This is a genomic window from Thalassovita sp. ABM4_323, from assembly GCF_056158665.1.
The window spans coordinates 1,635,723-1,654,548 of record NZ_JBSWTS010000007.1 but is presented as its reverse complement, the minus strand read 5'-3'; the positions used below and the strand labels follow the sequence as shown (position 1 = coordinate 1,654,548).

Sequence of the window (18,826 nt, the reverse complement as noted above, 5' to 3'; positions counted from 1 at the left end):
CGCGTCATAGCTGCTCAATCGGGCCGCATGCTCTGGACATTCCCGCCGCAGAGGCGCAAATTTGCTGTCATTCCCGCGTCACAAGAAAAAAGCATAAGCCGCGCATGACCCAAGCAGATTTCCTGAAGGCCCCGTTCGCCGACCCCGTTGATATTCCCGATCTGGACATTGCCGGTCCGGGCCGTTTCTATAACCGAGAGCTCAGCTGGTTGGGCTTCAACTGGCGTGTTCTGGAAGAGGCCGAAAACCAGCGCGTTCCCCTGCTGGAACGGGTACGGTTTGTGTCCATCTCGGCCACCAACCTGGACGAATTCTATACCGTGCGCGTCGCTGGCCTGCGCGAGCTGGCCCATGCGGGCAACCACACCCCGGCCCAGGACGGGCTGACCCCGGCAGAACAGCTGGTTTTGATCGACGAGGACGCACGCCGTCTGATGCAGGCGCAACAACGTGTCTTTGATGAGCTGCGCCGCGAAATGGCCGCCGAGAATATTCAAATTCTCACCCGCGCTGACATCCCCGACGGCGAAAAACCCTTCCTTCAGGACGTGTTCCTCAACAAGGTGTTCCCGGTTCTGTCCCCGCTGGCCGTCGACCCGGCGCACCCCTTCCCGTTCATCCCCAACACCGGGTTCAGCCTGGCGCTGCAACTGGAACGTCGGCGCGACAAGCGGATGCTGATGGCGCTGCTGCCCATCCCGCACCAGATTGACCGCTTTATCGAACTGCCCGAAACCGATGGCGGGCATCGCTTTGTTCCGCTGGAAGAGCTGCTGCTGCTGTTCATCGACAAGATGTTCCCCGGTTACAAGATGCTGGGGCAATGTACCTTCCGCGTGCTGCGCGACAGCGATCTTGAGGTCGAGGAAGAGGCCGAAGACCTGGTCCGCGAATTCGAGGTGGCGCTGAAACGCCGCCGCCGGGGCGAAGTCGTGCGGATGAAGATCTCGGCCGGGGCGCCCGAGGCGCTGAAATCGGTGATCATGCAAGAACTGCAAGTCACCCCTGCTGAAATGGTGGAAATCGACGGCATGATCGGCATCGCCGACGTCAAGGAACTGGTGCTGGATGCCCGCCCTGACCTGCTGTGGCCCAGCTTTACCCCGCGTGTGCCCGAACGGGTGCAGGACCACGACGGCGACATGTTCGAAGCGATCAAGCAAAAGGACATGCTGCTGCACCACCCCTATGAAACCTTCGACATGGTGGTGCGGTTCCTGGCTCAGGCCGCGCGCGACCCGGACGTGGTGGCGATCAAGCAGACGCTGTACCGGACCTCGAAAAAATCCCCCATCGTCGAGGCCCTGTGCGAAGCTGCCGAGGATGGCAAATCCGTCACGGCCCTTGTGGAACTGAAGGCCCGCTTCGACGAAGCCGCCAACATCCGCCAGTCGCGCCGCCTGGAACGCGCGGGCGCACATGTGGTCTATGGCTTTGTGGATTGGAAAACCCACGCGAAAATTTCAACCGTGGTGCGGCGCGAGGGCGACCGGCTGGTGACCTATACCCACTATGGCACCGGGAACTACCACCCGATCACGGCCAAGATTTATACCGATTTGTCCTTCTTTACCTGCGACGATGACCTGGGCCGTGATGCGACCAAGGTGTTCAACTATCTGTCCGGTTACGTTGAACCTGAAGGGCTGGAAAACCTCGCGATCTCGCCCAGCGGGTTGAAACAGCGCCTGCTGGAAGGCTTCGCCGCCGAGGCCGAGCACGCCCGCAACGGCAAACCCGCTGAAATCTGGGCCAAGATGAACTCGCTCATCGACCCGGAAATCATCGATGGGCTGTACAAGGCCAGCCAGGCCGGTGTGAAGATCAGCCTGGTGATCCGCGGCATCTGTGGCATTCGTCCGGGCATCAAGGGATTGTCGGAAAACATCAGGGTGAAATCCATCGTGGGCCGTTATCTGGAACATTCGCGGATCGTCTGCTTCGGCAACGGTCATGGCCTGCCCAGCAAAAAGGCGCAAGTCTATATCAGCTCGGCTGACTGGATGGGGCGCAACCTGAACCGGCGCGTGGAAACCCTGGTGGAAATCATGAACCCCACGGTAAAGGCACAGATCGTCAGCCAGATCATGGCCGCGAATATGGCCGATGTCGCCCAAAGCTGGGTGATGAACCCCGATGGCAGCTTTGATCGCGCCACATGGGAGGAAGGCGAGTTCGCCTTCAACTGTCACCGCTTCTTCATGGAATACCCCTCTCTGTCCGGGCGCGGATCCGCCGGGGCCAAGGACGTTCCTAAGTTGACGCACACGGACGATTGACCTAACCGCTACGCCTGACGCATCCTCGGGTTGGAAGTACAGGAAGGCTCTTATGGACGACACGCCCCGCATTGCTGCAAAAGATTGGGGACCGTTCGGCCGTCCCTTGTTCAACGATCCCTCGGCCAAGGCGTTGTCCCGGGTTGGCGTGGTGGATGTCGGATCGAACTCGGTGCGTTTGGTGGTGTTTGACGGGGCCGCCCGCAGCCCTGCGTATTTCTACAACGAAAAAATCATGTGTGCCCTGGGCGAAGGCCTGTCCGATACCGGCCTTTTGAACCCCGAAGGCCGCCGCCGCGCGCTGGCGGCGATCCGGCGGTTCCAGAAACTGTCGGACGGGCTGGGCATCCAGCCGCTGACCGCCGTGGCCACAGCCGCCGTGCGCGAGGCCGAGGATGGCCCCGATTTCGTGGCCGAGGTGGAACGCGAAACCGGGCTGAAAATCCACGTGATTGATGGCGAGGAAGAGGCCCGCCTGTCCGCTCAGGGCGTGTTGCTGGGCTGGCCGGGGTCCTATGGGCTGGTCTGCGATATTGGTGGCTCCTCGATGGAGCTGGCCGAGATCGGCGGCGGCTCGGTCGGAAAGAAAATCACCTCGGCCCTGGGCCCGCTGAAGCTGCGCAACCTGCCCGGCGGCAAGAAGGCGCGCAAACAATATATCAAGGAAACCGTCGCCGAACTGGCCGAGTTCATGGGCGAGCAGCGCAACCGTCTGTTCCTGGTGGGGGGCTCGTGGCGCGCGATCGCCCGGATCGACATGGAGCGGCGGGGCTACCCCCTGCATGTGCTGCACGAATACCGGATGAGCGCGAAATCCATCGACGCCACCATCCGCCACATCCAGGAAAACGATCCGACCGAGCTGCGCCAGCGCTGTGGTGTGTCCTCGAACCGGATGGAGCTGGTGCCTTTTGCCGCCGAGGTGCTGCGCGAAGTGGTCCGCGCCTTTCGCCCGCACGATATCGCCGTGTCCAGCTATGGCATCCGCGAAGGCATGCTGTATGAACAAATGCCGCAAAAGCTGCGGGATCGGGACCCGCTGATCGAATCCTGCTTCTTTGCCGAAGACAAGGACGCGCGCATTCCCGGCTTTGGCACCACGCTGTTCAACTTCATCCAGCCACTGTTCAGCAACGCGCCGCTGGATCGCAAACGCCTGATCAAGGCCGCCTGTCTGCTGCATGACGTCAGCTGGCGCGCCCACCCTGATTATCGTGCCGAGGTCTGTTTCGACAACGCCACCCGCGCCAACCTGGGCGGGTTGAAACATTCCGAGCGCGTCTTTTTGGGTCTGGCGCTGCTGCATCGGTACAAGAACAACCGTTCGGGCACCTCGTTCGAACCGATTTTCCATCTGATCGACGAAAAGATGCAAAAACAGGCCGAGATTCTGGGCAAAGCGATGCGGTTTGGCGCCATGCTGTGGCTGCACCACGAAAAACCCATGGGCGAGTTGGTCTGGCAGCCCAAGAAGAAGGCGCTGACGCTGGTTCTGTCCTCGGATGCGGCGCCGCTCTTTGGCGAGGTCGCCGCGTCGCGCTTTCAATCGCTGGCCCGCTCTTTGGAAGCCACGACCGAGGTGCGCGTCAAAGGCTGATCAAAGCTCGATCTCGGGATTGTCCGGGAGGGGCGTTTCGATCGGGGCCTTGGGGTCCTTGCGCCGCATGATGATGTCGCCATTGGGCAGCATCTCGGGCGGGTGGTACAGGGTCAGGTCATCGACCTTTTTCAACACCTCTGCCAATGCAGGGCCCATTTCACGAACAAACTGGCGCATCGCGGGTTCCATCGTATCGGCAAAGGCCTTCAGATCGTCCATCGCGGGCTCCATTTCCTGCAGAATGCCCTGGAAAAACAGCTTAGCCCCCTCCTCCATCAGCGACAGGCCTTCATCGGGCTTGTCTTCGGCAAGAACGGGCGCGGCGCACAGGGCCAGCACGGTGGCAGAGGGAATGATCTGTTTCATGAGCCCAATATAGGGGATTTCCATGACAGTTTCAGCCCGGCCCGCTGAAAACCGCCTAGGGCAGGTCAATATCCAGCGTCACCGGAAAATGGTCCGAGGCCGTGATAAGGGCCTGGCACAGCTCGGGCACGGCCAGGCATTCGGCGTCATCATGGGGGTGCCAAATGCGCCACTCGCCATTGCGGGCGCGCAGATCATCGGACACCATGATGTAATCCAACAGAGCCTGCAAAAACCGTTTGCGTTTGGGGATATAGAAGCGCGCGGTGCTGGGCTGCGCCCCGATGCGCCGGTGCAGCGCCATCTGAGCGTGAGGATCGTAGAGCTTCAGAGGCTCGTCCTCGCCCATCACAATTTCCACCGAGGAACGCCCAAAAAGATCCTCGTATTCATCCAGACCGGGGCCGTCGTTCAGATCCCCTAACACCATCAGGGGTTCGCCGACTTGCAGATGTTCCTCGATGCGGCGGCGCAACCATATCGCCTGCGCCAGCTGCTTGCGGCGGTTGGCGATGCTCATCTTCATCGCCTCTTGCCGATTGCGCGCCCCATGCGGCGCCTTGGATTTCAGATGCACGCCCATCATGCGGAAATTGAATCCCGCTTGCGTTTTGACCCCCAGTTCCAGCGGTGGCTTGGAAAACCGCACCAGATCCTCGGTGTCGTCCACGTCCAGATCAATCCGGAACACCCCGTCAAAACGCGGACATTGTTCCGAGCCCTTCTTGCCCGTCGGATCGCCCAGAGGGTCGTGCCAAACCGTCACCTTATCCGGGTCATAGAGCAGCGCGATTTCCTGCTGCGTGTCATTTTCAAAGCCAATTACAGCGCGGCGGGCACGGATATCAAAGGCTTTGGCAAAGGTCTCTAACGCGGTCACGGTGCCGCGGCGGCCGTTCTGATCCGGCGCCTCGATCACCATCACCATATCCGCATCCAACGCTGTAAATACGATGCCCAGAGCCTCGATCTGTTCAACGCGCGTCACGTCCTGTCGGCCCGACCAGCGATCATCGGCCAGCAAGTTTCCATGGTCGTCGAACAGGTTGTTGAACCATTCGACGTTATAGGTGGCGATGCGCATCAGGCGCGGGCCTCTTGGATGTCTTCCCAGGCACGGTTGATGTCGACCATACGTTTTTCAGCCATTTTCACCGCTTCTTCGGGCACACCGCGCGCCATCATGGCGTCGGGATGCGATTCACGGATCATGCGTTTCCACACAGAGCGAATCTCGGCCAGGGCCATATCCGGCGTCACCCCCAGAACCGAGTAAGGATCAGGCGCCGCGTCCGGTACAAAACGGCTGCGCAAAGCGCTGAACTCGGCCTCGGGCAGGCCAAGGATTTCGGCGACACGGTGCAGGAAAACATCCTCCGAGGGATGGTATACGCCATCCGCCATGGCAATGTGAAACAAGCCCTCCATCAGGTCACAAAAACACGCGCTTTCGGCCCCGAACATGGCTTTGATCCGGCGCGCATAGTCCTCGAACCCAGCTACGTCCTGGCGGGCCAGGTTGAACACGCGCGCAGCCCCGGCCTCGTCTTCCTGCGCAATCTGGAAAACTTCGCGCATCGCGGTGACCTCGTCGCGCGTCACCAACCCATCGGCCTTGGCCATCTTGGCGGACAGGGCGATCACGGCAATGGTAAAGGCCACGCTGCGTTCGGGCGGCGTGCGCAAACGTTCGAACACGGTGGCCAGGCTTTCGCCCTTGGTCAGCGCAGACAGCGCGTCAGAGATACGGTTCCAAATCGACATGCGCGTACCCTATCGCGCCTCTGCGACGCTGTCATGGCACGAATGATCAGATGCGGCGTCAGAGCGGTTTTGCCCAACACCTGGACCACTCAGCGCTCGTATCTGCACAAAGGAGAGCACCAATTGAAAACAGTCTGATGGCGCAGACCATAGAAGCCAAACACGAAAAACGCCCCCGTTTCGGGGGCGTTTTTGTACAAAATGTATCGGAAACCTTTTGGTTTCTGGCGCGATCAGGCGCGGGCTTCGCCGATCAGGCGCAGGATGTCGCGCGCGGCCTCGGGGATGTTGGTGCCGGGGCCAAAGATCGCTTTCACGCCTGCATTTTGCAGGAACTCATAGTCCTGCTGCGGGATCACACCGCCACAAATCACGATGATATCCTCGGCGTCCTTATTCTTCAGCGCCTCGATCAGCTGGGGCGCCAGGGTCTTGTGACCCGCCGCCTGAGAGCTGATGCCAACCACGTGCACGTCATTGTCCACGGCGTCCTGCGCGGCCTCGTCCGGGGTTTGGAACAGCGGGCCCACATCCACGTCAAAGCCAATATCGGCAAAGGCGGTTGCGATCACCTTGGCGCCGCGGTCATGCCCGTCCTGGCCCATTTTCACCACCAACATACGCGGGCGGCGGCCTTCTTTTTCGGCGAAAGCATCCACGTCCGACTGGATCGCGGCAAAGCCCTCGTCCCCTTCATAAGCGGCGCCATAGACACCGGCCAAGGTTTTGACTTCGGCGCGGTGGCGGCCAAATTCTTTTTCCATTGCCATGCTGATTTCCCCGACAGATGCCCGAGCACGCGCTGCCTCCACAGCGGCCTCCAGCAGGTTGCCTCCCTCGTTGGCGCGGCGCGTCAGCTCGGCCAGGGCAGCCTGGCAGGCCTCTTCGTCACGCTCGGCGCGCATTTTCTCCAGTCGAGCGATCTGGCTTTCGCGCACTTTCTGGTTATCGACCTCAAGGATGTCGATCGTGTCTTCTTTCTCGAGCTTGTACTTGTTGACGCCCACCACGACCTCGTCGCCGCGGTCAATCATGGCCTGACGCTTGGCGGCCAATTCCTCGATCCGCAGCTTGGGCATGCCGCTGGCAACGGCCTTGGTCATGCCGCCCATTTCCTCGACTTCCTCGATCAGTTTCCAGGCCTCTTCGGCCAGTTGCGAGGTCAGGCTTTCGACGTAATAGGACCCGGCCAGCGGATCGACCACGTTGGTCACGCCGGTTTCTTCCTGCAGGATGATCTGGGTGTTGCGGGCAATCCGCGCGCTGAATTCGGTGGGCAGCGCGATGGCTTCGTCCAGCGCGTTGGTGTGCAGCGACTGGGTGCCGCCCAAAACGGCCGACATGGCCTCGTAGGCGGTGCGGATCACATTGTTATATGGATCCTGTTCCTGCAGGCTGACGCCCGAGGTCTGACAGTGGGTCCGCAGCATTTTCGAGCGTTCAGATTTCGCGCCGAACTCGGTCATGATGCGATGCCACAGCATCCGCGCGGCGCGCAGTTTCGCCGATTCCATGAAGAAGTTCATGCCGATCGCAAAGAAGAACGACAGGCGGCCCGCGAATTTATCGACGTCCATGCCGGCATCCATTGCGGCGCGCACATATTCACGGCCATCGGCCAGCGTATAGGCCAGCTCTTGCACCAGGTTCGCCCCGGCCTCTTGCATGTGATAGCCCGAGATCGAGATCGAGTTGAATTTCGGCATCTCGTTCGAGGTGTATTCGATAATATCCGAGATGATCCGCATCGACGGTTCAGGCGGATAGATATAGGTGTTGCGGACCATGAATTCCTTCAGAATGTCGTTCTGAATGGTGCCCGCCAGCAACGAACGGTCATGCCCCTGCTCTTCACCGGTGACGATGAAGTTCGCCAGGATCGGGATCACCGCGCCGTTCATGGTCATCGACACCGAGACCTTGTCCAGCGGGATGCCATCGAACAGAACCTTCATGTCCTCGACACTGTCGATGGCCACACCGGCCTTGCCGACGTCGCCCACAACGCGCGGATGATCGCTGTCATAGCCGCGGTGCGTGGCCAGGTCGAAGGCCACCGAAACACCCTGCTGACCGGCGGCCAGGTTCTTGCGGTAGAACGCGTTGGATTCCTCGGCGGTCGAGAACCCGGCATACTGGCGGATCGTCCAGGGACGGCCCGCATACATGGTGGCCTTCACGCCGCGCGTGAACGGGCCGAAACCGGGCAGTTCCCCCATCTGAGGCAGGTCTGCGGTGTCCTCGGCGGTGTAGAGCGGCTTGACCGGGATGCCTTCCAGCGTGTCCCAGGTCAGATCGTCCAGCGGACGCCCGCGCAGTTCTTTTTCGGCAAGCTTACGCCACTCGTCCTTCGTATTGGTCATGAGCGTGTCCTTCTTTCGCTTCCGCCCCGGCGGGCGGTCAGTCTGGCTGATGGTGGTGTCTCGGCCCCGTCCAAATGGCTGGGGATGAATTCTGTGTGTTTTGTGGTCGCAATCGCGGCTTGGCTTCCTATATCATTCAGGACAGGAGGCCTCATGCTCACGCGTTTACTATTTGGAATCACTTTGGTTTTGGCGTCGCCAGCCATCGCGCAGGACGCCGACGTCGGGGCGGACCCCGACACGCCCGCGCTGGTGATCATCGAAGACCCCGAGGTCACGCTGGAGCAATTCCAGTGGACCGCGCGGCCCATCGTCGTGTTTGCCGACGCCCAGGCCGATCCGCGTTTTGATGAACAGATGCGGTTCTTGCTGGCGGACGAGGCCGAGCTGCTGGAACGCGACGTGGTGATCCTGGTGGATACAACGCCCCGGCCCCGCTCGGCGTTGCGCGATGCGCTGCGCCCGCGCGGGTTCATGCTGGCGCTGATCGACAAGGATGGCGACGTGAAGCTGCGCAAACCCGCGCCCTGGACGGTACGCGAAATCACGCGATCCATCGACAAATGGCCGTCGCGACAACAGGAAATCCGGGTCGAGCTGGGCAAGGAATAGGGCTGCATCACACATCCCCCCGCGAAAAATACACGCGTTGCGCTGCGCGATCGACAATCGCCAGTGCGTTCCCGTCTCGCTGGAAAATCAGGATGCCGCCCTTGGCCTGCAAAGCGGTCAGATAGTCCGCCCGCCACGGGTCTTTCAGGCAATCGCGCGCCCCCAGACCCGACGACAGGATGCCATTGCCAACCCCCATATTCACCGAGTTAATCTGCGCCGAAATATCCGACGGGCTAAGATCAGGTGTCTGGAAACTGGCGGTGCCGACCTGATCCAGCAGGGTCAGACCTTCGCGGATGGTCACGGCATGGGGCGCGGGGGATTTCACCTCGGCCGAGGCAAGCTCGAACACCCCCGCCGTACATCCGATCTGCGAGGCGAATTGCAACGTGGCGCCGATGTCGATCCATTTGTCGACCTGGGCGCGCACGTCCGTTTCTTTGTCCTGCGCGCAGCCCGCCAGCGTGGCCAGAGCCAAAGCTCCGGCCAGCATGGAAAGGGGGATGGGCTGCGCCATGGCCATGGGTTATTCGAACTCCATGATCACTTCGTCGACGGCCAGGCTGTCGCCTGCGCCTGCGTTGATCTTGGACACGGTGCCCTTCTTCTCGGCGCGCAGGATGTTTTCCATCTTCATCGCCTCGATGGTGCACAGGGCCTGGCCCTCTTGGACTTCGTCGCCCACTTCGACATCGACTTTGACCACCAGGCCCGGCATCGGGCACAGCAGCATTTTCGAGGTGTCGGGCGGCAGTTTTTCCGGCATCAGCTTGGCCAGTTCGGCCTGACGCGGGCTGCGCACGCGGACCTTAAGATCAGCACCACGGCTGCGGATGCGGAAACCTTGGGTGATCTTGTCCACCTTCAGCACCAAACCGTCATCCTCGCCCAAAGCGATCTTGGCCAGGCTGTCGCCCGGCGTCCAATCCGAGGACACGCGCAGCGCAGTGCCGTCAGCAAAGCTTACGGTCGAGCCGTCTTGGTCAGCGTCAATGCTGACGGTGAAATCTTCGCCCTGCAGCGACACGACCCAATCCGAGCCCACGTGACGTTCGTGGTTGTCCATGCGGCCCGACACGCGGGTGCGGCGGATTTCGGCGACACGGTGCATGGCCGCTGCCGAGGCTGCGATCTTGCGCAGGGTGTCCTCGGGCAGTTCAACACCTTCGAACCCTTCGGGGTACTGTTCCTCGATAAAGGCGGTGGTCATGTCACCAGCGATGAAGATCGGGTGATCCATCACAGCGCTGACAAACGGCAGGTTGTGACCGATGCCTTCCAGTTCAAACCCGTCGAGCGCGTTGCGCATCGCCTCGATGGCTTCGTCACGGGTGGGCGCCCAGGTACACAGCTTGGCGATCATCGGATCATAGTACATGCTGATCTCGCCGCCTTCATAGACGCCGGTATCGTTGCGCACTGCGGTGGCACCTTCGACGGCGTCATCAGCCCATTTGCCGTTGATCTGCATCGGACCTGCCGATACTTCGGCCGGGGGACGATAGCGGGTCAGGCGACCGATCGAGGGCAGGAAGTTCCGATAGGGATCTTCGGCATAAACGCGGTTTTCGATGGCCCAGCCGTTCAGCTGCACGTCGTCCTGAGTGATGCTCAGCGGCTCGCCATTGGCGACGCGGATCATCTGTTCCACAAGGTCGACACCGGTGATCAGCTCGGTCACGGGGTGTTCCACCTGTAGGCGGGTGTTCATTTCCAGGAAGTAGAAGTTCTTCTGACCATCAACGATGAATTCCACGGTGCCCGCGCTGGTGTATCCCACGGCCTGCGCCAGGGCGACGGCCTGTTCACCCATCGCTTTGCGGGTTTCGGGGTCCAGGAAGGGGCTGGGGGCCTCTTCGACAACTTTCTGGTTGCGGCGCTGGATCGAGCATTCGCGCTCGCCCAGGTAAACCCCGTTGCCATGCGCATCGCACAGAACCTGGATTTCGATGTGACGGGGCTGGGTCACGAATTTTTCGATGAAGATACGGTCATCCCCGAACGAGTTCGCAGCTTCGTTCTTGGACGATTGGAACCCTTCGCGGCATTCGTCATCGTTCCAGGCGATCCGCATGCCCTTACCGCCGCCACCGGCCGAGGCTTTGATCATCACCGGATAGCCGATCTCGTTCGAGATTTTCACGGCCTCTTCGGCATCTTCGATCAGGCCCATATAGCCGGGAACGGTGGAAACCTTGGCCTCTTGGGCGATTTTCTTCGAGGTGATCTTGTCCCCCATCGACACGATCGCGCCTTTGGGCGGGCCAACGAAGGCAACACCAGCGTCTTCCAGGGCTTCGGCGAATTTGCTGTTTTCCGACAGGAAGCCATAGCCCGGATGCACGGCCTCGGCGCCGGACTGTTTGATCGCATCCATCACCTTGTCGATGACGATATAGGACTGGTTGGCGGGCGGCGGGCCGATATGGACGGCCTCGTCTGCCATCTGTACGTGCAGCGCTTGTTTGTCCGCGTCCGAATAGATGGCCACCGTCTGAATACCCATCTTACGGGCGGTCTTGATCACCCGGCAGGCAATCTCGCCCCGGTTCGCAATCAGGATCTTATTGAACATGTATCGTCCCTTCCGGTCTTGGCCCCGTTTGTGTCCAAGGGGCAATGGCAGTGAAATCCCCGATCCGGCGGCGCACCGCTACGGGGATCTGGGTCTGGTTCGGCTGGGGTGCAGCCGGCCGGTCTTGCACAGGCAAGGCTCGGCGAAAACTGTGGGGAATGGCGCGCGATGCGCCAAAAAAGACGGGCGGGCAAGCCATAGCATGGCTGCGCCGCCCAACAGGGGAAGGGTAACGGTAAAGACAAATCGTCCTGACCCGCTCATCTCGGGTCTCCACTACGCTTTCCACGTTGGGGGAATCGCCGCACCCTGCCAAGCAGGCGGCTGTTAGCGCGCCCATTTGGGCCGCTTCCCGCTCAATCTGCTGTGGGTTGCGCGAAAACATGCCGATCACCACTCCTGATCTTCAAAGGCCTCGGGAAACGAGGCGCGGGCGACGGCTTCGTCGATCACCAGCAGCGCGTCATAGCTGGCCGGATCAAAGGGCTCTTCTGCGGCGATCACCTCGCGGCCGAACAACCAGCTCAGGCGGCCCGCATCCAGGTTGCCCCGCTCAAAGGGCTGGTCCCCGAAATGCTGCCACAACGCGGCCATAAAGGCCGTGTCCGCGCGCCGATCCGCCGGACGGCGGTCGCGAAAACGCTCGCGCTTGGTCAGCGGGGTCACACCCTTGGGATTGGCGCGACGGATGGTGAATTGGAAATCGGTGCTGGGCATCCGCCCAGGAAATCCTCGGTGCTTCAGCATGGGGTCTCTCCCAGGCCGGAACCGAGGCGAATCAGGCTGGGCGCGACCGCCCAACCTGTTTGCGTCAGGGGCTGGCCCTTATTTGTATTTACCGGTGTATACGGGTTCTGCGCTGATGGGCTCGGGTTCAACGACCACGAACTCTTCTTGCGGCTGGGCGCAAGCGGCCACGAAGGACGCGGCGCACAGAGCCACGACGATCTGGAATTTCTTCGACATTTGCTTCTCCTGTAATCTTGTTGCGCGGGGGTTTTGCTCCCCGACTGCCTCATGCACGATATACGGGTGGCACGGGGGCCACCGGGGCGAAGCATAGCCGATTTGGCCAGGAAAAGGTATTGCTGAGGGTGCGTGTTGCCGGTCTGTGGCGCGAAAGCCTCAAAACCACAGTTAGGTGAAGAACGATCCGCAAGATGTTGTGTGTACATCAGAAAACCTCCCAGATGCAGGAGCCATTTTCGATGCGGAAAGCTTCGAAATACTGAACAACCGACGGGTCGGTCGCGCCGAACGCCAAGGGTTTTGCCGCCATTGAAATGATGACCTGCGTCACATCCGGGCGTGTTGTCGCCAATGTCGGCACCGCGATATCGGCGCACAGAATGGGGAAATCTAACTCGACCCGAGCAAAGCCCGCGCCCTGCCCCAAACCCGGAGCAACAAAGCGGAATCGCGCCTGATCTGACCCATCCGGCAGCGTATCGACAAAGTGTTCCTGAAGCGTCACGGACAGCCCCGACGGCAGGTCCTGAATGGAGGGCACGGCGGGGGCCTCCTCTTGCACGCCCGCCGTGGCCGCAGATACCCAAAGGCACCCTCCAAACGCGGCTGATATCATCAGGGCTCTACTCATAGCAGAACACCCCGGCATATGTCACCCAGCGAATATTTTTCTGTCTGCCTGCCAGCATGTCGCGCAACTTTTCTTCGGACTTTCCCTTAGGGAAGGCCCGCTGATCCATGCGCCCACCTGCCGTGACACGCAGCATGTCTCCCGCGTCTTCGACGCGTACGATGGGGGAAAATCCGCGCAGGTTCTGCAGCAGGCGCCACATGTCCTGACGGATCTGCATGGCCAGACGGCGCTTGCTACAACGGGGCAGCATCACCTGCGCCGAGACATCAAAGCGCACAGGCAAGGATCGCGCCAAAGTCAGCGCGCCCTCTTCTGTTTGGATATGCCACTTTGATCGGCTCACGTCCGTCCCTTCCAAGACTGCCCAACGGGATCAAGACCCGTTGTGATCCATGCCACTACGCTAGAGCGCGGGGGCGCTGACGCCCCCACCCAGGTATCCCTTACAGCGGGATGTTGTCGTGCTTTTTCCAGGGGTTCTGCAGCTTTTTATTGCGCAGGCTGGCAAAGGCACGCGACACGCGCCGGCGGGTCGATTTGGGCTGGATCACCTCGTCGATGAAGCCACGCTCGGCCGCCACAAACGGGTTGGCGAAACGGTCTTCGTAATCGGCGGTGTGCTGCGCGATCTTGTCCGCGTCACCCAGATCGGCACGGTGGATGATTTCGGTCGCGCCTTTGGCGCCCATCACCGCGATTTCCGCAGTCGGCCAAGCATAGTTGAAATCACCACGCAGGTGCTTGGACGCCATCACGTCATAGGCACCACCGTAGGCTTTACGGGTGATGACGGTGACCTTGGGCACGGTTGCCTCGCCATAGGCGAACAGCAGTTTAGCGCCGTGCTTGATGACGCCGCCGTATTCCTGGCTGGTGCCGGGCAAGAAGCCGGGCACGTCCACCAGGGTCAGGATCGGAATTTCGAACGCATCACAGAAACGGACGAAACGCGCGGCCTTGCGGCTGCTGTCAATGTCCAGACAGCCCGCCAGAACCATCGGCTGGTTGGCGACAACACCCACGGTCTGGCCTTCCATGCGGACAAACCCGGTGATGATGTTCTTGGCGTAGTCTTCCTGAATCTCGTAGAAATCCGCCTCGTCCGCGATTTTCAGGATCAGTTCCTTCATATCGTAGGGCGTGTTGGGGTTCTCAGGGACCAGAGTGTCCAGGCTGTCCTCGACACGGCCGGGCTCGTCAAAGAACGGGCGCACGGGCGGCTTTTCACGGTTGTTCAGCGGCAGGAAGTCGACCAGGCGGCGGACTTCGGCCAGCGCTTCGACGTCGTTTTCAAACGCGCCATCCGCGACCGAGGATTTCTTGGTGTGGGTACTTGCGCCGCCCAGCTCCTCGGCGGTGACGACCTCGTTGGTGACAGTTTTCACAACGTCAGGGCCGGTCACGAACATGTACGAGCTGTCCTTGACCATGAAGATAAAGTCGGTCATCGCGGGCGAATACACGGCACCACCGGCACAGGGCCCCATGATAACCGAGATCTGCGGGATCACGCCCGAGGCCATGATGTTACGCTGGAAAATCTCGGCATAGCCGGCCAGCGCATCCACGCCCTCCTGAATACGGGCCCCGCCCGAGTCGTTCAGGCCGATCACAGGGGCACCATTTTGCATGGCCATGTCCATGATCTTGCAGATCTTCATCGCGTGGGTCGCAGACACCGAGCCCCCCAGAACCGTAAAGTCCTGGCTGAACACATAGACCATGCGGCCATTGATGGTGCCCCAACCGGTGATGACGCCATCACCTGCGGGTTTTTGGTTTTCCATACCGAAATCGGTGCAGCGGTGCGACACGAACATGTCGAACTCTTCAAACGAGTCTTCGTCCAGCAGCAGCTCGATCCGCTCGCGGGCGGTCAGCTTGCCTTTGGCGTGCTGGCTGTCGATACGTTTCTGACCCCCACCCAAGCGGGCGTCAGCGCGGCGGTTTTCCAGTTCCTGGAGGATATCTTTCATGTCGGTCCCCTTCTGAATTGAAACGGGTATAAGGGCACGTGCTGCAAGCGCAAAGACATTTTCGGCAAATTTGCAAATATTTGGCAAGCATCATGCGGCGAATTGCAAATGTGTAAATATTCGTCCATTTGGACAAAATCCACCAGGGATGTGGTGGACAACCTGTCGCACCGAGCCTAATCATTCGCACATGAACAGTAATCTTGTGGTCCGATATCTAGACCGGACGAGTGCACCTCATATCTCGACACTGATTTTATTGGCCGGCATCTCGGCGCTGGTGATGAACATCTTCTTGCCGTCGCTGCCCGCCATGACGCAGCATTTCGGTGTCGAATACGGCTTTATGCAGCTTTCCGTCGCCCTGTATCTGGGGGTGAGCGGGTTCCTGCAACTGTTCATCGGACCGATCTCGGACAAGTTTGGCCGCCGTCGCGTTCTGTTGACCGGCGTGTCGGTGTTCTGCCTCGCAACTCTCGGATGCCTGATGGCCCAAAGCGGCGAGGTCTTCATGATCTTTCGCATGTTACAGGCCGTCGTCGCCGTCGGCCTTGTCCTGTCGCGCGCAGTGATCCGCGACATCGTGCCGGACGCGCAAGCGGCCTCGATGATTGGATATGTCACGATGGGCATGTCACTGGTCCCGATGCTGGGGCCCGTGCTGGGGGGATTTTTGCAAGAACATTTTGGCTGGCAGGCGAATTTCTGGGTGCTGCTGGCTGCGGGCCTGTTCCTGCTGGCGCTGCTTTGGGCCGATCTGGGCGAGACCGCGCCCAAGTCAGACAACTCGCTGATCCAGCAATTCCGCGAATACCCCGAGCTGCTGGCCTCGCCGCGATTCTGGGGCTACTGCGCGGCGGCGGCGTTTGGGTCGGGCGCGTTTTTCGCCTATCTGGGCGGTTCGCCCTTTGTCGGCATGAATGTCTATAACCTGCAACCGGCCGAGCTGGGCACCTATTTCATGGCGCCGGGCATCGGGTATTTCATCGGGAATTTCATATCCGGGCGGTATTCGGCCCGCGTCGGGATCAACAAAATGGTGCTGAGCGGATCGCTTATTGCCTGCCTTGGCCCGCTGATCCCGCTGAGTTTTGCATTGGCCGGTGCAAATGACGTGCTGATCTTTTTTGGCAGCATCGTATTCGTTGGGCTGGGCAATGGTATTTCGCTGCCCAATGCCAATGCGGGGATGTTGTCGGTGCGTCCGCATCTGGCCGGCACGGCCTCGGGCCTGGGCGGAGCGATGATGATCGGCGGTGGCGCGGCCCTGTCGGCGCTGGCCGGGGTGCTGCTGACGCCCGGATCCACCGACCTGCCCCTGCTGACATTGATGATGACGACCTGTGTATTGTCCGTGGTGGCCATTTTGCTGGTCATCCGGCGCGAGCGTCAGCTGGATTCGCTGTAACCGCCCTCTTGTCGCCCCGGGTTTGCAAAGCTACCCTGTGTTTCGGGTTAAGTTGCAAACAATCGAGACACCATGGCCACTCAGAAACTCTATGCCGGTGCGAAGCTGCGCGAGACCCGCACGCGGCTGGCGCTGACGCAGAAAGAATTCGCCGCCAAGCTGGGCGTGTCCTTGCCCTATCTGAACCAGATGGAGAACAACAACCGCCCGGTGTCTACCACCGTGGTTCTGGCGCTGGCGCAGGAATTTGGCTTTGATGTGACCGAGCTCAGCACCGGGGATTCCGAGCGTCTGGTCAGCGACATGCGCGAGGCCATGGCCGACCCGGTTTTTGCCGATGCGGCCCCGCCCCTGGCCGATCTGCGGCTGACGGCCTCGAACGCACCTGCCTTGGCCCGCGCCTTTCTGGATTTGCATCGCGCCTATCGCCAAACCCACGAACGCCTGGCCAGTCTGGACGAGGCTTTGGGGCGCGAAGACAGCCGCACTCAGCCCTCTCCTTGGGACGAGGTGCGCGATTTTTTCCACTACTGCGACAACTATATCGATGCCGTCGACCGCGCGGCCGAACATTTCGCTCAAGGGGCCGGAGATCAGGGCATCCGTCTGCATGCGATGCACACACTGCGGGCCGCCGGGATCACCGTGAAATCGACCGAGGCCCCGGCCACCCGGTACTTTGACCGCGAAAACCGTGTCCTGACCCTGTCGAACCGCGCCGCGCCGGAAACGCAGACCTTCCAATTGCTGCTACAAATCGCCCTGCTGCATCAGGACAAACTGTTAGAGGCCACGCTGGATCTGGCCCGGTTCCAAACCGAAGAGGCGCGCTCGATCGCGAAAATCGGCCTGGCCAATTATTTTGCCGGGGCCAGCCTGATGCCCTATGGCGCCTTTCTGGCCGCGGCCCAGTCCACGCGCCACGATCTGGAGCTGCTGGCCCATCAGTTCGGCGCCTCGATTGAGCAAGTCGCCCATCGCCTGTCTACGCTGCAACGGCCCAGCGCCAAGGGCATCCCGTTCTTTTTCGTGCGTGTCGATCAGGCTGGCACGATCACCAAGCGCCACAGCGCCACGCGCCTGCAATTTGCCCGTTTCGGTGGGGCCTGCCCGCTGTGGAACGTGCACCAAGCCTTTGAAACACCGGGCCGTTTCCTGCGTCAGCTGGCCGAAACCCCCGATGGCGTGCGCTATATCAGCCTGGCGCGCGACGTGTCCAAACCTGCTGGCAGCTTTGGCGCGCCGGTGCGCCGTTTCGCGATCTCTTTGGGCTGCGAGGTGCGTCACGCGCATGATCTGGTCTATGCCGATGATCTGGACCTGACCAACCCCAAGGCCTACGAGCCCATCGGGATTTCCTGCCGCATCTGCGAGCGCAAAGACTGCCATCAACGCTCGGTTCCGCCGCTGGAACGTCGCCTGACCATCGACGCCAACGAACGCGGCGTCCTGCCCTACAGGGTCGATTGATGCGCCGTCTTGTGTTTCGCTTGGTTCTGTTGGCGGGCGTGGTTCTGGCCGTCGCCGCCGCCGCCAGCCAGGCCGAGCGCTGGCTGATCTATCCCTTTGATCCGCGCCATGTCAGCCCGGCCGAGGCAGGCCTGTCAGCGGTGCGCGAAACTCGCCTGAATACCCCCGACGGCGAAAGCCTGGTGGTCTGGTCCGCACCACCCAAACGCGGCAAGCCCGTGATCCTGTATTTCCACGGGAATGCGGGCAACCTGGCCACCCGCGCGGGCCGCTTCCAGCGGATACTGGATCAGGGGTTCGGCTTGATCGCGCCTGCCTATCGAGGCTCGTCCGGCAGCTCGGGCACCCCGACCGAAGAGGCGCTGATCGCCGACGCCCTATTGGTTGCCAATCATCCCGACTGGCCTCAATCCGCGAAACGCGTGGTCTATGGCGAAAGCCTGGGCACGGCTGTTTCGATTGCGCTGATCGCCCAAGGCGCCCATGCAGACGGTTTGTTGCTTGAGGCGCCGTTAAGTTCAATCCATGCCATGGCCGAAACGCACTACCCATCGTTGGTTTCATTGGTCGACAAGCTGTCCAACCAGTGGCCCTCGCTGGAGCGCGCGCAGCACCTGAAGCTGCCACTGATGATCGTTCACGGCACACAGGATACATTGATCCCCATAGAAATGGGGCGGCAGATCCATGCTGCCGCCCCATCCCGGAACAAGACTTTTCTGGCTGTTAAAGGCGCAGGTCACACCGACCTTTGGCGGTCAGACACCCTGCCCAAAATCTGGCAATTCCTGTCCCAGACCTAAGCGC

The 18,826-nt window shown here is 60.9% G+C and carries 17 protein-coding genes; 6 read left to right on the top strand and 11 right to left on the bottom strand.

The window, feature by feature from the left end; translation table 11 throughout:
* The first annotated feature begins 104 nt into the window (after positions 1 to 104).
* A complete protein-coding gene (locus ACXADQ_RS10630; protein ID WP_475320042.1) occupies positions 105 to 2,279 on the top strand; it encodes an RNA degradosome polyphosphate kinase in 2,175 nt (724 codons plus the stop codon).
* A gap of 52 nt (positions 2,280 to 2,331) precedes the next feature.
* Positions 2,332 to 3,876 (top strand): Ppx/GppA family phosphatase, encoded by a 1,545-nt coding sequence (locus tag ACXADQ_RS10625; protein ID WP_475320039.1) that lies wholly within the window; start codon positions 2,332 to 2,334, stop codon positions 3,874 to 3,876.
* Here the strand turns inward: ACXADQ_RS10625 and ACXADQ_RS10620 are convergent, their stop codons facing one another.
* The 4 genes from ACXADQ_RS10620 to scpA all read right to left on the bottom strand — a co-directional run bounded on the left by ACXADQ_RS10620 (position 3,877) and on the right by scpA (position 8,372).
* Entirely contained in the window at positions 3,877 to 4,269 is a 393-nt protein-coding gene (locus tag ACXADQ_RS10620) for a hypothetical protein (RefSeq protein WP_475320037.1), read from the bottom strand.
* A gap of 31 nt (positions 4,270 to 4,300) precedes the next feature.
* On the bottom strand, positions 4,301 to 5,329 hold the full coding sequence (locus ACXADQ_RS10615) for an endonuclease/exonuclease/phosphatase family protein (protein ID WP_475320036.1): 1,029 nt from the start codon (positions 5,327 to 5,329) through the stop codon (positions 4,301 to 4,303).
* On the bottom strand, positions 5,329 to 6,009 hold the full coding sequence (locus ACXADQ_RS10610; RefSeq protein ID WP_475320034.1) for a TerB family tellurite resistance protein: 681 nt from the start codon (positions 6,007 to 6,009) through the stop codon (positions 5,329 to 5,331). Before ACXADQ_RS10610 ends, ACXADQ_RS10615 begins: the two co-directional genes overlap by 1 nt.
* A 233-nt stretch (positions 6,010 to 6,242) precedes the next feature.
* Positions 6,243 to 8,372: a methylmalonyl-CoA mutase gene (gene scpA, locus ACXADQ_RS10605; RefSeq protein ID WP_475320032.1), complete on the bottom strand. Its 2,130-nt coding sequence runs from the start codon at positions 8,370 to 8,372 to the stop codon at positions 6,243 to 6,245.
* 153 nt (positions 8,373 to 8,525) lie between these two features.
* On the opposite strand from scpA, the gene ACXADQ_RS10600 reads away from it, so the two are divergent.
* Complete coding sequence (locus tag ACXADQ_RS10600) at positions 8,526 to 8,984, top strand: DUF4174 domain-containing protein (RefSeq protein WP_475320028.1); 459 nt, start codon at positions 8,526 to 8,528, stop codon at positions 8,982 to 8,984.
* Between the two features lie 7 nt (positions 8,985 to 8,991).
* Here ACXADQ_RS10600 and ACXADQ_RS10595 read toward each other — a convergent pair whose 3' ends face one another.
* From ACXADQ_RS10595 to ACXADQ_RS10565, 7 genes are all read right to left on the bottom strand, one after another.
* Positions 8,992 to 9,510: a hypothetical protein gene (locus tag ACXADQ_RS10595; RefSeq protein WP_475320024.1), complete on the bottom strand. Its 519-nt coding sequence runs from the start codon at positions 9,508 to 9,510 to the stop codon at positions 8,992 to 8,994.
* Positions 9,511 to 9,513: 3 nt separating this feature from the next.
* Positions 9,514 to 11,562, bottom strand: a complete 2,049-nt coding sequence (locus ACXADQ_RS10590) for an acetyl-CoA carboxylase biotin carboxylase subunit (protein ID WP_475320021.1) — start codon at positions 11,560 to 11,562, stop codon at positions 9,514 to 9,516.
* A 390-nt stretch (positions 11,563 to 11,952) separates the two neighbouring features.
* Positions 11,953 to 12,309, bottom strand: coding sequence for a hypothetical protein (locus tag ACXADQ_RS10585; protein ID WP_475320017.1), 357 nt, complete (start codon positions 12,307 to 12,309; stop codon positions 11,953 to 11,955).
* 78 nt (positions 12,310 to 12,387) lie between these two features.
* Positions 12,388 to 12,528: a hypothetical protein gene (locus ACXADQ_RS10580; protein WP_475320014.1), complete on the bottom strand. Its 141-nt coding sequence runs from the start codon at positions 12,526 to 12,528 to the stop codon at positions 12,388 to 12,390.
* 208 nt (positions 12,529 to 12,736) lie between these two features.
* On the bottom strand, positions 12,737 to 13,147 hold the full coding sequence (locus ACXADQ_RS10575) for a DUF6497 family protein (protein ID WP_475320012.1): 411 nt from the start codon (positions 13,145 to 13,147) through the stop codon (positions 12,737 to 12,739).
* A 7-nt stretch (positions 13,148 to 13,154) separates the two neighbouring features.
* The gene (locus tag ACXADQ_RS10570) at positions 13,155 to 13,508 is read right to left on the bottom strand and encodes a hypothetical protein (protein ID WP_475320010.1); all 354 of its coding nucleotides are present in this window, start codon (positions 13,506 to 13,508) and stop codon (positions 13,155 to 13,157) included.
* A 100-nt stretch (positions 13,509 to 13,608) separates the two neighbouring features.
* Entirely contained in the window at positions 13,609 to 15,141 is a 1,533-nt protein-coding gene (locus ACXADQ_RS10565) for an acyl-CoA carboxylase subunit beta (protein ID WP_475320009.1), read from the bottom strand.
* Positions 15,142 to 15,331: 190 nt separating this feature from the next.
* On the opposite strand from ACXADQ_RS10565, the gene ACXADQ_RS10560 reads away from it, so the two are divergent.
* The 3 genes from ACXADQ_RS10560 (at position 15,332) to ACXADQ_RS10550 (ending at position 18,822) form a co-directional block, all read left to right on the top strand.
* Entirely contained in the window at positions 15,332 to 16,549 is a 1,218-nt protein-coding gene (locus tag ACXADQ_RS10560) for a multidrug effflux MFS transporter (protein ID WP_475320008.1), read from the top strand.
* Between the two features lie 72 nt (positions 16,550 to 16,621).
* Positions 16,622 to 18,019 carry a helix-turn-helix domain-containing protein gene (locus ACXADQ_RS10555; RefSeq protein WP_475320004.1) on the top strand — a complete coding sequence of 466 codons (1,398 nt, stop codon included), beginning with the start codon at positions 16,622 to 16,624 and terminating at the stop codon, positions 18,017 to 18,019.
* Positions 18,019 to 18,822 carry an alpha/beta hydrolase gene (locus ACXADQ_RS10550; RefSeq protein ID WP_475320000.1) on the top strand — a complete coding sequence of 268 codons (804 nt, stop codon included), beginning with the start codon at positions 18,019 to 18,021 and terminating at the stop codon, positions 18,820 to 18,822. Before ACXADQ_RS10555 ends, ACXADQ_RS10550 begins: the two co-directional genes overlap by 1 nt.
* Positions 18,823 to 18,826 lie beyond the last annotated feature (4 nt).

Excerpts from the sequence above, each read along its gene's own strand:
- ACXADQ_RS10565 (WP_475320009.1), bottom strand. The coding sequence starts at position 15,141 with ATGAAAGATATCCTCCAGGAACTGGAAAACCGCCGCGCTGACGCCCGC.
- ACXADQ_RS10595 (WP_475320024.1), bottom strand. The coding sequence starts at position 9,510 with ATGGCCATGGCGCAGCCCATCCCCCTTTCCATGCTGGCCGGAGCTTTG.
- ACXADQ_RS10630 (WP_475320042.1), top strand. The coding sequence starts at position 105 with ATGACCCAAGCAGATTTCCTGAAGGCCCCGTTCGCCGACCCCGTTGAT.
- ACXADQ_RS10610 (WP_475320034.1), bottom strand. The coding sequence starts at position 6,009 with ATGTCGATTTGGAACCGTATCTCTGACGCGCTGTCTGCGCTGACCAAG.
- ACXADQ_RS10555 (WP_475320004.1), top strand. The coding sequence starts at position 16,622 with ATGGCCACTCAGAAACTCTATGCCGGTGCGAAGCTGCGCGAGACCCGC.
- ACXADQ_RS10550 (WP_475320000.1), top strand. The coding sequence starts at position 18,019 with ATGCGCCGTCTTGTGTTTCGCTTGGTTCTGTTGGCGGGCGTGGTTCTG.
- ACXADQ_RS10560 (WP_475320008.1), top strand. The coding sequence starts at position 15,332 with ATGAACAGTAATCTTGTGGTCCGATATCTAGACCGGACGAGTGCACCT.
- ACXADQ_RS10625 (WP_475320039.1), top strand. The coding sequence starts at position 2,332 with ATGGACGACACGCCCCGCATTGCTGCAAAAGATTGGGGACCGTTCGGC.
- ACXADQ_RS10620 (WP_475320037.1), bottom strand. The coding sequence starts at position 4,269 with ATGGAAATCCCCTATATTGGGCTCATGAAACAGATCATTCCCTCTGCC.
- ACXADQ_RS10600 (WP_475320028.1), top strand. The coding sequence starts at position 8,526 with ATGCTCACGCGTTTACTATTTGGAATCACTTTGGTTTTGGCGTCGCCA.
- ACXADQ_RS10615 (WP_475320036.1), bottom strand. The coding sequence starts at position 5,329 with ATGCGCATCGCCACCTATAACGTCGAATGGTTCAACAACCTGTTCGAC.
- ACXADQ_RS10585 (WP_475320017.1), bottom strand. The coding sequence starts at position 12,309 with ATGCTGAAGCACCGAGGATTTCCTGGGCGGATGCCCAGCACCGATTTC.
- scpA (WP_475320032.1), bottom strand. The coding sequence starts at position 8,372 with ATGACCAATACGAAGGACGAGTGGCGTAAGCTTGCCGAAAAAGAACTG.
- ACXADQ_RS10575 (WP_475320012.1), bottom strand. The coding sequence starts at position 13,147 with ATGATATCAGCCGCGTTTGGAGGGTGCCTTTGGGTATCTGCGGCCACG.
- ACXADQ_RS10580 (WP_475320014.1), bottom strand. The coding sequence starts at position 12,528 with ATGTCGAAGAAATTCCAGATCGTCGTGGCTCTGTGCGCCGCGTCCTTC.
- ACXADQ_RS10590 (WP_475320021.1), bottom strand. The coding sequence starts at position 11,562 with ATGTTCAATAAGATCCTGATTGCGAACCGGGGCGAGATTGCCTGCCGG.